Genomic DNA, 12,376 nt, shown 5'->3' with positions numbered 1-12,376 from the left:
CACCGGGGCCCGTGCGGTGCGGTCCGGTGCGCGGGCCCGTGGGAGAGTGTCAGCGGACGAGCATCGGAAGGGGCCGTGGATGGCGACGATCGAAGAGATCCTGGAAGTGGAACGCCTCGAGGAGAACATCTTCCGGGGTATAGCGACCGAGACTCTCCTGCCCCGCACGTTCGGCGGGCAGGTGGCGGGTCAGGCACTGGTGGCGGCGGTCCGCACGGTCGAACCCCGGTTCGCGGTGCATTCGCTGCACGGCTACTTCCTCCGTCCCGGCAATCCCGCGATGCCGATCGTGTACCTCGTGGACCGGATCCGGGACGGCCGCTCGTTCGTCACCCGGCGGGTCAGCGCCGTGCAGGACGGCCAGGCCATCTTCACGATGTCGGCGTCCTTCCAGATCGACGACGTGGGCATCGAGCACCAGGACGAGATGCCGGTGGTCCCGCCGCCGGATTCGCTGCCGTTCGCCAGCGAGTCCGAGGACCCGGAGATCGCCTGGCTGGCCCGCGAGTGGTCCGACTGGGACATCCGGATCGTCGGACACGGCGAGGTCGACCGCATCCGCGGTGCGGCAGCGCAACAGCAGGCGTGGTTCCGGTCCCGCCGGACGCTGCCCGACGACCCCGTCTTCCACGTCTGCGCGCTGGCGTACATGAGCGACATGACGCTCATCGGTTCCGCGATGACACCGCATCCCGGTGTCGAGATCGACGGTGCCTCACTCGATCACGCGCTGTGGTTCCTGCGCCCGTTCCGCGCCGACGAATGGCTGCTGTACGACCAGACGTCACCGTCCGCCGGCTTCGGCCGGGCGCTCGCGCAGGGACGGATCTTCGACCGGAAGGGGAATCTGGTCGCCGCCGTGGTGCAGGAAGGACTGACCCGGTTCCTGCGCGCTAGGTGACCGGGCTCAGCGGCCCGCCCGGACCGCGGGTTTCGGCGGATGGTCGTACCGCACCAGCAGATCGGGTTCGCCCGTGACGTCGGCGGCGCGGCGCAGCAACGCGGGCACGGTCCATCGTTGATCGGCCGGGGTGCGGCGCAGCAGGGCACCTTCACCCAGGTGGAGGTGCACGGTGACGTCGAAGTCGAGGTCCCGGCCGAGCAGCATCGGGCCGGTCACGAGAAGCACCTGCCCGTCGGCCGCGGGCACGCGGGCACAGCGGGCGGAGCGATCCTCGGCCTCGTCCCACAGCCGCGGCAACCACCGGCGGTCGGCGCGGACCGACCGCACCACCTCCCGGTTCAGTGCGTCGTAGTCGAACCAGAGCGTGCGGTAGCTGAGTTCGTCGTCACGTCCGTGCTCGAACCGCAGGGAGGCCGGCCGGACGTAGTCGTGGACGGACACGACGTCGCAGGGCCGGCCGCGTTCGCGCAGCGACGCGCAGATCGCGTCCGCGAGGGGGAGCGGCTGCGCGGCGTCGGGGGCATCGATCGCGACGACGGCGGTGCCGTCCACCGCGAGACAACGTTCGGCGACGAGTGCGACGAGACCGTCCGGGCTCGTCGGTGTGAACATCGTCATGGCACCCATGGTGCCTCGAGCCCGAACCGGGCGGATAACCTTGACCAGGCACAGAAGGAGGGCGGATGGCGAGCATCGAGGACATTCTCGAACTCGAAGCGCTGGAGAAGGACATCTTCCGCGGGTCGGTTCATCCGTCCGTGCTGAAGAGGACGTTCGGCGGGCAGGTCGCTGGTCAATCGCTCGTCTCCGCCGTCCGCACCGTCGACGAGAGATTCGAGGTGCACTCCCTGCACGGGTACTTCCTGCGCCCCGGAAATCCGGTGGAACCCACCGTGTACCTCGTCGACCGGATCCGGGACGGCCGGTCCTTCTGCACCCGGCGGGTCACGGGCATCCAGGACGGCAAGGCGATCTTCACCATGTCGGCGTCGTTCCACTCGCAGGACGAGGGCATCGAGCACCAGGACACGATGCCGTCGGTCCCCGAGCCCGAGGAACTCGTCGACGCACAGACCGTCGAGGAGCTTGCCGCCACCGATCTCTACCGGGAGTGGAAGGAATGGGACGTCCGTATCGTTCCGGCCGACTGCACCAGGAAGACTACCGGAATCGCCGCACAGCAACGCGTGTGGATGCGCTATCGCAGCAAGCTGCCCGACGATCAGGTCTTCCACATCTGCACCCTCGCCTACCTCAGTGACATGACGCTCCTCGGTGCGTCGAAGGTCCCGCACCCGGGGGTGGTCACCCAGACCGCGTCGCTCGACCACGCCATGTGGTTCCTGCGCCCGTTCCGCGCCGACGAGTGGCTGCTCTACGACCAGACCTCACCCTCCGCCGGCTTCGGCCGCGCCCTCACCCAGGGCCGCATGTTCGACCGGAGCGGCACCATGGTCGCCGCCGTGGTGCAGGAGGGGTTGACCCGTATTCAGCGCGATCAGGACCAGCGCGATATCGAGACAGGAAACATGGCATGACCCGCCCCCTCGTCGGAGTACTCGCCCTGCAGGGCGACGTCCGTGAACACCTTGCCGCACTGAACGATTCGGGCTCCGACGCCGTGGGCATCCGTCGCCCGGAGGAGCTCGAGAAGATCGACGGCCTGGTGATCCCGGGCGGTGAGTCGACGACGATGAGCAAGCTGCTGCAGATCTTCGAGCTGCTCGAGCCGCTGAAGGCCCGTCTGCGCGACGGGTTGCCCGCCTACGGGTCCTGCGCCGGGATGATCCTCCTCGCGAGCGAGATCCTCGACACCCGGCCCGACGCCCAGCATCTCGGCGCCATCGACATGACCGTGCGCCGCAACGCATTCGGCCGTCAGGTCGATTCCTTCGAGTCCGACCTCGAATTCGAGGGAATCGTCGGCGACCCGATGCGGGCCGTGTTCATCCGGGCCCCGTGGGTGGAGCGCGTCGGCGACGACGTCCAGGTCCTCGCCCGGGTGCCCGAGTCGGGTGGCGCGGCCGCCGGGCGCATCGTCGCCGTGCGGCAGGGTTCCGTGGTGGCGACGTCGTTCCACCCGGAGGTCACGGGGGACCGGCGAGTGCACGAGTTGTTCGTCGACATCGTCCGCGGGGTCTGACCCGCCGGGCGAGGCGCGACGAGCGTGTTGAGGAGCGCCGCACCCTGGGCTGCGCCGTCGACGGTGGCGGGGAGTCAGAGCGCGGCGTCGGTGCGGATCCGGGCCGCGACGACACCGGCGATGCAGGCGGGGAGGCGCGTGCGGGACGTCGTCATTGTGTCGCGGTCTCCTTGATCACGTCGAGCATCTGTTCGGTGTCGAGTCCGAGGCGTCGTGCCTCGGCGACGAAAGTGCGTGCGGCTTCGGTCAATCCGGTGCGGATCGGGTCCGTGTCGGCGCGCACGACCGCGCCCCGGCCACGGCGGAGGTCGATCAGCCCCTCGTCGCGCAGAACGGCGTAGGCACGGAGCACCGTGTGGAGGTTGACGTCGACGGACTCGGCCAGCGCCCGGGCGGAGGGCAGCCGGTCGCCCGCGCCGATCTCGCCGCGCAGGAACGCGCCGCGCACATTGGCGGCGATCTGGTCGCCCAGTGGGGTGCCGGAGCTGTGGTCGACCCGCATCAACATGTTTGCATTCTATGCAAACAATGGTGACTTGTGCGAGTTGTTACCCCGGGATCGCGCAGGGGCGGCCGGGCTGCGGGTAACATCGTCAAAGCTGAAACCGCGCATTCGGCGTGCCAAAAGCAGCAGGAAAGGGGCTTGAATCGCATGAGCGGCCACTCCAAATGGGCCACCACCAAGCACAAGAAGGCTGTGATCGATGCCAAGCGTGGCAAAGCCTTCGCGAAGCTGATCAAGAACATCGAGGTGGCGGCCCGTACCGGCGGTGGCGACCCTGCGGGAAACCCCACCCTGTACGACGCCATCCAGAAGGCCAAGAAGACGTCGGTCCCCAACGACAACATCGAGCGTGCCCGCAAGCGCGGTGCCGGTGAAGAAGCGGGCGGCGCCGACTGGCAGACCATCATGTACGAGGGCTACGGACCCAACGGCGTCGCCGTCCTCATCGAATGCCTCACCGACAACCGCAACCGTGCGGCCGGCGAGGTGCGGACCGCGATGACCCGCAACGGCGGCAACATGGCCGACCCGGGCTCGGTGTCCTACCTGTTCACGCGCAAGGGCGTCGTCACCTTGGAGAAGGGCGACCAGACCGAGGACGACGTGCTGATGGCTGTCCTCGATGCCGGCGCCGAAGAGGTCACCGACCTCGGCGAGACGTTCGAGATCGTGAGCGAGCCCACCGACCTCGTGGCCGTGCGCAGCGCCCTGCAGGAGGCGGGCATCGACTACGACTCCGCCGAGGCGGACTTCCGCGCATCCGTCGAGGTCCCGGTCGACGCCGACGGGGCCCGCAAGGTGTTCAAGCTCGTCGACGCGCTCGAGGATTCCGACGACGTGCAGAACGTCTACACCAACGTCGACCTCTCCGACGAGGTGCTCGCGGAACTCGACGGCTGATCGCACGAGACGTGGCGCGGGGCGGGGGAGCGGTGCTCGCCCGCCCTGCCGCGTCCTGCGTGTTGGTCCGCCGGCACGTCCGACCCCACGGCTAAGCTATCGAACAGCTGTTCGGCGTGGGAGAGGTGGCTGTGCGTGCGTGTGCTGGGTGTGGATCCCGGTCTGACCCGGTGTGGATTCGGAGTGGTGGACGGCGGCAACGGTCGCACCGTCACACCGGTCGCCGTCGACGTGGTCCGAACCCCGGCGGACCTCGAATTGTCGTCCCGGCTGCTGCGGATCTCCGAGGCCGCCGAATCCTGGATCGATCTGCACCGGCCCGAGGTCGTGGCGATCGAGCGGGTGTTCTCCCAGCACAACGTGCGCACCGCGATGGGTACCGCGCAGGCCGGCGGCGTCGTCGCCCTCGCCGCCGCGCGCCGCGGCATCCCCGTGTGTTTCCATACCCCCAGTGAGGTCAAGGCGGCCGTCACCGGAAGCGGATCGGCAGACAAAGCTCAGGTGACGGCAATGGTGACACGCATCCTCAAGCTGGCGGCCGCGCCCAAACCGGCCGACGCCGCGGATGCGCTGGCCCTGGCGATCTGCCATTGCTGGCGAGCGCCGATGATCGAACGCATGGCCCGCGCCGAGGCCGCGGCCGCCGAACAGAAACGTCGCTACCAGGCCCGACTGGCCGAAGTGAAGAAGGCAGGTACACGATGATCGCGTCCGTCCGCGGCGAGGTGCTCGAGATCGCCCTCGACCATGCGGTGATCGAATCCGCGGGAGTGGGGTACCGCGTGAACGCGACCCCGGCCACGCTCGGTGGGCTGCAGCGGGGAACCGAGGCCCGGCTGGTCACGGCGATGATCGTCCGCGAGGACTCGATGACGCTGTACGGGTTCCCCGACTCGGAGTCCAAGGAGTTGTTCGGGCTGCTCCAGACGGTGTCGGGGGTCGGTCCGCGCCTGGCGATGGCGACACTCGCCGTCCTCGAACCGGAAGCGTTGCGGGCCGCGCTCGCCGAGGGCAACGTCACGGCACTCACCCGGGTGCCGGGCATCGGCAAGCGCGGGGCCGAGCGGATGGTCGTCGAACTGCGAGACAAGGTCGACGCGGTCGCGTCCACGTCCGGGGCGGTGCCGCTCGGCGCGGGCGGCGGCGGATCGGTCCGCGACCAGATCGTCGAGGCGCTCGTCGGGCTCGGGTTCCCTGCCAAGCAGGCCGAGCAGGCTACCGACTCCGTCCTCGCCGAGGCGCCCGAGTCGACCACCTCGTCCGCGCTGCGCTCCGCCCTGTCCCTGCTCGGGAAGACCCGATGACTTCCGAACCCGGCGGCGACTACGACGACGAGTCCCCGGTCTCGGCCGGTCTCGTCGCCGGCGACGGCGACATCGAGGCCAGCCTGCGGCCGAAGAACCTGCACGATTTCATCGGGCAACCGCGGGTCCGGGAGCAGTTGCAACTCGTCCTGACCGGCGCGAAGATGCGCGGCGGCACCCCGGATCACATCCTGCTGTCCGGTCCGCCCGGGCTGGGGAAGACCAGCATGGCGATGATCATCGCCGCCGAACTGGGCTCCTCGCTGCGGCTGACGTCGGGTCCGGCGCTCGAGCGTGCCGGCGACCTGGCCGCCATGCTGAGCAATCTCGTCGAGGGCGACGTGCTGTTCATCGACGAGATCCACCGCATCGCCCGTCCGGCGGAAGAGATGCTCTACCTCGCGATGGAGGACTTCCGGGTCGACGTGGTGGTCGGCAAGGGTCCCGGCGCCACGTCCATCCCCCTGGAGGTCGCGCCGTTCACCCTGGTCGGGGCCACCACCCGGTCGGGTGCGCTCACCGGGCCGCTGCGCGACCGATTCGGGTTCACCGCCCACATGGACTTCTACGAACCGGCGGAGCTGCAGCAGATCCTCCTGCGATCGGCGGGCATCCTCGGGGTGCGACTCGGCGAGGAGGCCGGCGCCGAGATCGCGAGCCGGTCGCGGGGCACGCCCCGGATCGCGAACCGTCTGCTCCGCCGCGTCCGCGACTACGCCGAGGTCCGCGCCGACGGCGTCGTCACCCGCGAGATCGCGCACGCGGCCCTCGCCGTGTACGACGTCGACCAGCTGGGACTCGACCGCCTCGACCGCTCCGTCCTCAGCGCCCTGGTGCGCAGCTTCGGCGGCGGACCGGTCGGGGTGTCGACCCTGGCCGTCGCGGTGGGTGAGGAGCCCGCCACCGTCGAGGAGGTGTGTGAGCCGTTCCTCGTCCGGGCCGGAATGATCGCCCGCACACCCCGCGGCCGTGTCGCTACTGCGGCCGCGTGGATGCAACTGGGCCTGACCCCGCCGCCGGACGCCGTGACCGGCGGAATCGAGGTCCGCGTCAACGAGCCGCAGGCCTCCCTGTTCGATCCTGAAGACCCCTGATCGACGCCGGGAGAAACGCCCGCCCGGTGCCGACCGAACCGGTGCCCGGGCCGGTGATGGCACACTGGTGTATTGCATCGGTCCAACCGGGACCAGTGCTTCGGACCGTGCGACATACCTCGAGGTTGACTTACAGATGGATTTTCTCTTCCCGCTCCTGATTCTGGCGCTGCTCGTCCCGATGTTCCTGGGGATCCGCCGGCAGAAGAAGGAGGCGGCCAAGGTGACCGCTCTGCAGGACTCGCTCTCGGTGGGCGACCGCATCCTCACGACCGCCGGACTGCACGGCACCGTCGTCGCGCTCGGCGACGACACGATCGACCTCGAGATCGCTCCCGGCGTGGTCACCACGTGGTCGCGTCTCGTGGTCCGCGAGCAGATCGTCGACGCCCCGCTGCAGGGTGACGGTGCCATCGACCACGAGTCGATCGATCAGGAATCGATCGGCACCGAGGCCCCCGCCACCGACATCGTGCGCGAGGATCGTGAGAACGGCGGCGACACCCCGCCGCGGTTGAACAAGGACTGACCGGCGCTTCGGCAGCGCACCCGCGCAGCCGTCGCGTCGCGAACGCCCCGGGCGCGGCGACCGGGGCACAGCCCTGCGTCGGCCGGTCCCGTGCGCTGTGAGCGCTCCCACCCGAACTGCACGTACTGAGGAGACATAGAGATCGTGGCACCTTCCACAGGATCGGTGCATCCCGTCCGCTACCTCACCGTTTTCGCGGTGCTCGTGGCGGTTCTGTATGCCCTGGTGTTCTTCACCGGCGACAAGTCCGCGACACCCAAGCTGGGCATCGACCTGCAAGGTGGGACCCGAGTCACCCTCACCGCACGCACCCCGGACGGCAGCAAGCCGACGCCGGACAGCCTGCGGCAGGCGCAGGAGATCATCGAGACCCGTGTGAACGGACTCGGCGTGTCCGGCTCCGAGGTGGTCATCGACGGCGACAACCTGGTCATCACCGTCCCCGGCGACGACAGCGCCCAGGCCCGGTCGCTCGGCCAGACGGCGCGGTTGTACGTCCGCCCCGTCCAGACGTCGCAGGCCGCGGCCGCTCCCGGCACGCAGGCGCCCGCCGCCGGTGAGACACCGGCCCAGGCGCCCGCCGGAACCGAGACCCCCGCGCCGCAGAATCGGCCGTTCCCGGCGCAGGATCCGTCCACGTCACCCGAGCCCGCCCCCACGGCGCCCACCGACGAGTCCGGGACCGAGACCGCCGAGGCAGCCGACGAGATCGCGGCCGCCCGGGCCACGCGCCAGAGCACCGACCCCGCGGTGCAGCAGCAGGCGATGGCGACGCTCGACTGCACCGTGCCCGACCCGCTGCGCGGCAACGACGACCCGGCACTGCCGCTGGTCGCGTGCTCCACCGACGGTCAGGCCGTGTACCTGCTCGAACCGGCGATCATCGACGGCCAGGAGATCGCCGACGCGACGTCCGGGTACAACTCCCAGCAGTCGCGGCACGAGGTGAGCCTGACGTTCAAGTCCGAGGGCAGCAACACCTGGGCCACGTTCACGTCGCAGAACATCGGCAAGCAGGCCGCGTTCACGCTCGACTCCAAGGTGGTCAGCGCGCCGGTCGTGCAGGGTGCAACACCCGCAGGCAGTTCGACGTCGATCACCGGTTCGTTCACCGCGGACAGCGCGAAGGAACTCGCGAACACCCTGAAGTACGGTTCGCTGCCGCTGTCGTTCGCGGCGTCGGAGGCCGAGACGGTGTCCGCGACCCTGGGTCTCGCCTCTCTGGAGGCCGGTCTCATCGCCGGTCTGGTGGGTCTGGTCCTGGTGTTGCTCTACTGCCTGCTCTACTACCGCATGCTCGGAGTGCTCACGGCGCTGTCCCTGGTCCTGTCCGGGGTGATGGTCTACGCGATCATGGTGCTGCTCGGCCGGTACATCAACTTCACCCTCGACCTCGCAGGCATCGCCGGCCTGATCATCGGTATCGGCATGACCGCCGACTCGTTCGTGGTGTTCTTCGAGAGAATCAAGGACGAGATGAGAGAGGGCCGCAGTTTCCGGTCCGCCGTTCCGCGCGGCTGGGCCCGTGCACGCCGGACGATCCTGTCCGGTAACGCGGTCAGCTTCATCGCCGCCGCGGTGCTGTACATCCTCGCGGTCGGCCAGGTGCGCGGCTTCGCGTTCACACTCGGCCTGACCACCATCCTCGACGTCGTGGTCGTGTTCCTGGTGACGTGGCCGCTGGTCCACCTGGCCTCGAAGTCGCCGTTCTGGTCCAGGCCGGGTGTCAACGGGCTGGGTGCCGTGCAGCAGATCGCCAAGGAACGCAAGGCTGCCGCAGCGTCGGCGAAGGAGTCACGAGTATGAGCGAATCGACCACGTCGCCCAAGTCTGCGTCGCAGACGGACCCCGAGTCTTCGCTGTCAGATTCGGGCGTCAACCAGACGTCGATGCCCCAGCACAGCTGGCTGTCCCGGCTGTACACCGGAACCGGCGCCTTCGAGGTGGTCGGCCGCCGCCGCTTCTACTACATCCTGACCGGCACGATCGTGCTGATCTCGCTGCTGAGCATCCTCGTCCGCGGATTCACCCTCGGTATCGACTTCGAGGGTGGATCGCGGATCCAGTTCCCCGCAGGCGACGGGATCGACACCGCGCAGGTGGAGAACGTCTACTCCGAGGCGCTGGGTATGGACCCCGTCTCGGTGCAGACGGTCGGCTCCGGTTCGAGTGCAACGGTGCAGATCCGCTCGGAGGCGCTCGACGCGGCCCAGGTGGTGAAGCTTCAGGATGCGCTGTACGACGAGTTCCAGCCGAAGGACAGTGACGGCACCGTCAACGAGAACGTGATCAGCGTCGCCGACGTCAGCGAGACGTGGGGCGGGCAGATCACCCAGAAGGCGCTGATCGCGCTGCTTGTGTTCCTCGTGATCGTCAGCGTGTACATCGCGGTCCGGTTCGAGCGCGACATGGCGATCGCCGCGATCGTCGCACTGTTCTTCGACATCGCCGTCACCGCCGGTGTGTATTCGCTCGTCGGCTTCGAGGTGACCCCCGCGACCGTCATCGGTCTGCTGACGATTCTCGGGTTCTCGCTCTACGACTCGGTGGTGGTGTTCGACAAGGTCGAGGAGAACACCCGGGGAATTCTGCACCTGACCCGACGCACGTACGCGGAGCAGGCGAACCTGGCGGTCAACCAGACGTTGATGCGCTCCATCAACACCACCCTGATCAGCGTGCTGCCGGTGCTCGCGCTGATGGTGGTCGCGGTGTGGATGCTCGGTGTCGGAACGCTGAAGGACCTGGCGCTGGTGCAGCTCGTCGGCATCATCGTCGGTGCGTACTCGTCGATCTTCTTCGCGACTCCGTTGCTGGTCACCCTGAAGGAGCGGTGGGGTCCGGTGGCCGCGCACACACGCAAGGTCCTGGCCCGCCGGGCGACCCTGGCCGGAGGCGGAGCGCACAAGGCCGGCGCCCCGGCGACCGCGGCCGCCGCAGCCACGACGGAGGCCGCCGTGCCGCGCTCCCGAACCGCGTCGACCGCACCCGCTCCGGGCTCCCGCCCCACCGGGAAGCGCAACAAGAAGAGGCACTGACATGCCCGCATCGCACAGCACCCGGCGCGGTGCGCCCACCCGACCCGGCCGGACGGCGGCCGTGTCGGGTGCCGGTCTCCTCGCGACCGTGCTCCTCGCAGGCACCCTCGTCGGGTGTGCCGAGGAGGGCGAGCAGATCCCGTCGATCGGCTACGCCATCGACAACACCGTCACCACCTACAACGCGAACACCGTCGCGGGTGCCGTATCCGGGGCGCGTCAGGCCTTCGCCCGGGTACTGCCCGGGTTCACCTACACGGGGCCCGAAGGCGGACCGGTGGCCGACACGGACATCGGCACCGCCAACGCGATGCCCGGGGACGCCCTCACCATCCAGTACAAACTGAACCCCGACTCCGTCTACTCCGACGGCGTCCCGATGTCCTGCGACGATCTCGTGCTCACGTGGGCGGCGAACAGTGGCCGGTTCCCGATGTTCGATGCGGCGAGCACCGCCGGCTACGCGGACATCGACCGGGTCGACTGCCAGACCGGCGCGAAGGACGCCGTCGTCACGTTCAAGGCGGGACGCAACGTCACGGACTGGAAATCGCTGTTCGGTGCGACGTCGATGATGCCCGCCCATGTGGTCGCCGCCGCGGCGGGGGTCCCCGACATCGTTGCCGCCGTGCAGAGTTCCGATACCGGCGCACTGTCGCGCGTCGCGGACTTCTGGAACGGCGGATGGACGATGACACCGGGCGACCTCGACCTCGCCAAGTTCCCCGCGTCCGGCCCCTACAAGGTCGAATCGTTCTCCGCGGACGAGGGCCTGGTGCTGGTGGCCAACGACCGTTGGTGGGGGAACCGCCCCGCCACGTCCCGGATCGTGGTGTGGCCCAAGTCTTCCGACGTCAGCGCGCGGATCGGTGACGGTTCCGTCGAGGTCGTCGACGTCGCCGCGGGTTCGGCGCCGGATCTGGACCTCGGCGGGTTCGACGTGACCGAGGTGGCCTCCCGCAGCGTCGAGCAGTTCGTCCTGTCCACCTCGGGTCTGTTCGAGAACGCAGCCGGACGGCGCGCGTTCGCGGCCTGCCTGCCCCGCGACGAGCTGGCGTCGAAGTTCGGGCTCGCCGCCGAACCGGACACGGACGGCGCCGGCTCCGGCGCTCCGGTCGACACGCGGGTCACCGCACCCGACAGCCTGGTCCATCAGTCGGTGGCCGGCGCCGTCGGCGGCCGGTACGAGACGGCGGACACCGCTGCGGCCACCGCCGCGCTGGCCGAGACCGACAACACGTCGGCGACCGTCCGGATCGGATATCTGGGGCCGAACCCGCGGCGCGCCGAGATCGTGTCCGCGGTCGCGGCGGCCTGCGCCCCGGCGGGGATCACCGTTCAAGATGTCGCCTCGCCCGACTTCACGCCGTCGATGCTGCGCGGCGGACAGGTGGACGTGGTGCTCGCGGGCACGGCGTCCGCTCCCGGTGCGGCGGGCACCGCCGCGGCCACCACCGCGATGTACGCCCTCCGCAGCGGAAACGGCTCGAATGTCGGCGACTACAGCAACAGTCGCGTCGACCAGATCGTCGACCAGCTCGCCGTCGACGACTCGACCGCCACCCAGCTGTCGCTGTCGACGGAGGCGGAGAACATCCTGTGGTCGGACGTGCCGACGGTGCCGCTGTTCGACCAGCCGCGGACCGTCGCGTTCGCCTCGGGTCTGCAGTCGGGAACGGTCAATCCGACCGTGTCGGGCGCCGGATGGAACATGGACAGGTGGGTTCTGCGCCGGTGACCGATCATTCCGCGGCCCGCGACGCCGTCACCCGGCTCACCCGGTGGGCCGACGACTTCCCGCAACCCGGCGTGCGGTTCGCCGATCTGACGCCCGTCTTCTCCGACGCCGACGGTTTCCGCGTCGTCGTCGACGCGCTCGCCGCGTGCGCCCCGGCGGCGGAGGTGATCGCCGCCGTCGACGCGCGGGGGTTCCTCCTCGGCGGCGGCGTGGCCCGGGAG

General features: G+C 69.4%; 13 protein-coding genes and 1 pseudogene. 12 read left to right on the top strand and 2 right to left on the bottom strand.

Translation table 11 applies throughout. From position 1 onward, the window contains the following. Window positions 1-79: 79 nt before the first annotated feature. Complete coding sequence (locus ACFTZB_RS35470; RefSeq protein ID WP_378439011.1) at window positions 80-901, top strand: acyl-CoA thioesterase; 822 nt, start codon at window positions 80-82, stop codon at window positions 899-901. Window positions 902-907: 6 nt separating this feature from the next. Here ACFTZB_RS35470 and ACFTZB_RS35465 read toward each other — a convergent pair whose 3' ends face one another. After that, on the bottom strand, window positions 908-1,531 hold the full coding sequence (locus ACFTZB_RS35465; protein WP_378439009.1) for a hypothetical protein: 624 nt from the start codon (window positions 1,529-1,531) through the stop codon (window positions 908-910). 56 nt (window positions 1,532-1,587) lie between these two features. On the opposite strand from ACFTZB_RS35465, the gene tesB reads away from it, so the two are divergent. Continuing rightward, entirely contained in the window at window positions 1,588-2,442 is an 855-nt protein-coding gene (gene tesB / locus ACFTZB_RS35460) for an acyl-CoA thioesterase II (RefSeq protein ID WP_378439007.1), read from the top strand. Beyond that, window positions 2,439-3,047, top strand: coding sequence for a pyridoxal 5'-phosphate synthase glutaminase subunit PdxT (pdxT, locus tag ACFTZB_RS35455; protein WP_378439005.1), 609 nt, complete (start codon window positions 2,439-2,441; stop codon window positions 3,045-3,047). Before tesB ends, pdxT begins: the two co-directional genes overlap by 4 nt. A 151-nt stretch (window positions 3,048-3,198) precedes the next feature. Here the strand turns inward: pdxT and ACFTZB_RS35450 are convergent, their stop codons facing one another. After that, complete coding sequence (locus ACFTZB_RS35450; protein WP_378439003.1) at window positions 3,199-3,555, bottom strand: GntR family transcriptional regulator; 357 nt, start codon at window positions 3,553-3,555, stop codon at window positions 3,199-3,201. Between the two features lie 144 nt (window positions 3,556-3,699). Here ACFTZB_RS35450 and ACFTZB_RS35445 point away from each other — a divergent pair, with 144 nt between their 5' ends. The 9 genes and pseudogenes from ACFTZB_RS35445 to ACFTZB_RS35405 all read left to right on the top strand — a co-directional run. Beyond that, window positions 3,700-4,452 (top strand): YebC/PmpR family DNA-binding transcriptional regulator, encoded by a 753-nt coding sequence (locus tag ACFTZB_RS35445; protein ID WP_276136506.1) that lies wholly within the window; start codon window positions 3,700-3,702, stop codon window positions 4,450-4,452. Window positions 4,453-4,587: 135 nt separating this feature from the next. Then, window positions 4,588-5,157 (top strand): crossover junction endodeoxyribonuclease RuvC, encoded by a 570-nt coding sequence (gene ruvC / locus ACFTZB_RS35440; RefSeq protein ID WP_087555889.1) that lies wholly within the window; start codon window positions 4,588-4,590, stop codon window positions 5,155-5,157. Then, on the top strand, window positions 5,154-5,756 hold the full coding sequence (gene ruvA / locus ACFTZB_RS35435) for a Holliday junction branch migration protein RuvA (RefSeq protein WP_378439000.1): 603 nt from the start codon (window positions 5,154-5,156) through the stop codon (window positions 5,754-5,756). The genes ruvC and ruvA overlap by 4 nt, the downstream gene beginning before the upstream one ends. Beyond that, window positions 5,753-6,850: a Holliday junction branch migration DNA helicase RuvB gene (ruvB, locus tag ACFTZB_RS35430; RefSeq protein ID WP_378438998.1), complete on the top strand. Its 1,098-nt coding sequence runs from the start codon at window positions 5,753-5,755 to the stop codon at window positions 6,848-6,850. Before ruvA ends, ruvB begins: the two co-directional genes overlap by 4 nt. 136 nt (window positions 6,851-6,986) lie before the next feature. Further along, window positions 6,987-7,379, top strand: coding sequence for a preprotein translocase subunit YajC (gene yajC, locus ACFTZB_RS35425; protein ID WP_378438996.1), 393 nt, complete (start codon window positions 6,987-6,989; stop codon window positions 7,377-7,379). A gap of 144 nt (window positions 7,380-7,523) precedes the next feature. Then, window positions 7,524-9,185: a protein translocase subunit SecD gene (gene secD, locus ACFTZB_RS35420; protein WP_378438994.1), complete on the top strand. Its 1,662-nt coding sequence runs from the start codon at window positions 7,524-7,526 to the stop codon at window positions 9,183-9,185. Continuing rightward, window positions 9,182-10,417 carry a protein translocase subunit SecF gene (gene secF, locus ACFTZB_RS35415; protein ID WP_378438992.1) on the top strand — a complete coding sequence of 412 codons (1,236 nt, stop codon included), beginning with the start codon at window positions 9,182-9,184 and terminating at the stop codon, window positions 10,415-10,417. The genes secD and secF overlap by 4 nt, the downstream gene beginning before the upstream one ends. A 1-nt stretch (window position 10,418) precedes the next feature. Continuing rightward, window positions 10,419-12,155 carry an ABC transporter substrate-binding protein gene (locus ACFTZB_RS35410; protein WP_378438990.1) on the top strand — a complete coding sequence of 579 codons (1,737 nt, stop codon included), beginning with the start codon at window positions 10,419-10,421 and terminating at the stop codon, window positions 12,153-12,155. Then, a pseudogene (locus ACFTZB_RS35405) lies at window positions 12,152-12,376 on the top strand (adenine phosphoribosyltransferase); the annotation flags it as partial. The gene ACFTZB_RS35410 and the pseudogene ACFTZB_RS35405, both read left to right, overlap by 4 nt.

The sequence above is a fragment of the Rhodococcus sp. NPDC057014 genome (assembly GCF_042673295.1).
Lineage (GTDB): Bacteria > Actinomycetota > Actinomycetes > Mycobacteriales > Mycobacteriaceae > Rhodococcus_F.
Note: the sequence above shows the minus strand (reverse complement) of the source record. Positions and strands in the feature narration are given on the sequence as shown.

What these genes read in the sequence shown, in the direction of transcription:
- ACFTZB_RS35445 (WP_276136506.1), top strand. Translation starts at nt 3,700, where the DNA reads ATGAGCGGCCACTCCAAATGGGCCACCACCAAGCACAAGAAGGCTGTG.
- ACFTZB_RS35465 (WP_378439009.1), bottom strand. Translation starts at nt 1,531, where the DNA reads ATGGGTGCCATGACGATGTTCACACCGACGAGCCCGGACGGTCTCGTC.
- ruvA (WP_378439000.1), top strand. Translation starts at nt 5,154, where the DNA reads ATGATCGCGTCCGTCCGCGGCGAGGTGCTCGAGATCGCCCTCGACCAT.
- tesB (WP_378439007.1), top strand. Translation starts at nt 1,588, where the DNA reads ATGGCGAGCATCGAGGACATTCTCGAACTCGAAGCGCTGGAGAAGGAC.
- pdxT (WP_378439005.1), top strand. Translation starts at nt 2,439, where the DNA reads ATGACCCGCCCCCTCGTCGGAGTACTCGCCCTGCAGGGCGACGTCCGT.
- secF (WP_378438992.1), top strand. Translation starts at nt 9,182, where the DNA reads ATGAGCGAATCGACCACGTCGCCCAAGTCTGCGTCGCAGACGGACCCC.
- yajC (WP_378438996.1), top strand. Translation starts at nt 6,987, where the DNA reads ATGGATTTTCTCTTCCCGCTCCTGATTCTGGCGCTGCTCGTCCCGATG.
- ACFTZB_RS35470 (WP_378439011.1), top strand. Translation starts at nt 80, where the DNA reads ATGGCGACGATCGAAGAGATCCTGGAAGTGGAACGCCTCGAGGAGAAC.
- ACFTZB_RS35450 (WP_378439003.1), bottom strand. Translation starts at nt 3,555, where the DNA reads ATGTTGATGCGGGTCGACCACAGCTCCGGCACCCCACTGGGCGACCAG.
- ruvB (WP_378438998.1), top strand. Translation starts at nt 5,753, where the DNA reads ATGACTTCCGAACCCGGCGGCGACTACGACGACGAGTCCCCGGTCTCG.
- ACFTZB_RS35410 (WP_378438990.1), top strand. Translation starts at nt 10,419, where the DNA reads ATGCCCGCATCGCACAGCACCCGGCGCGGTGCGCCCACCCGACCCGGC.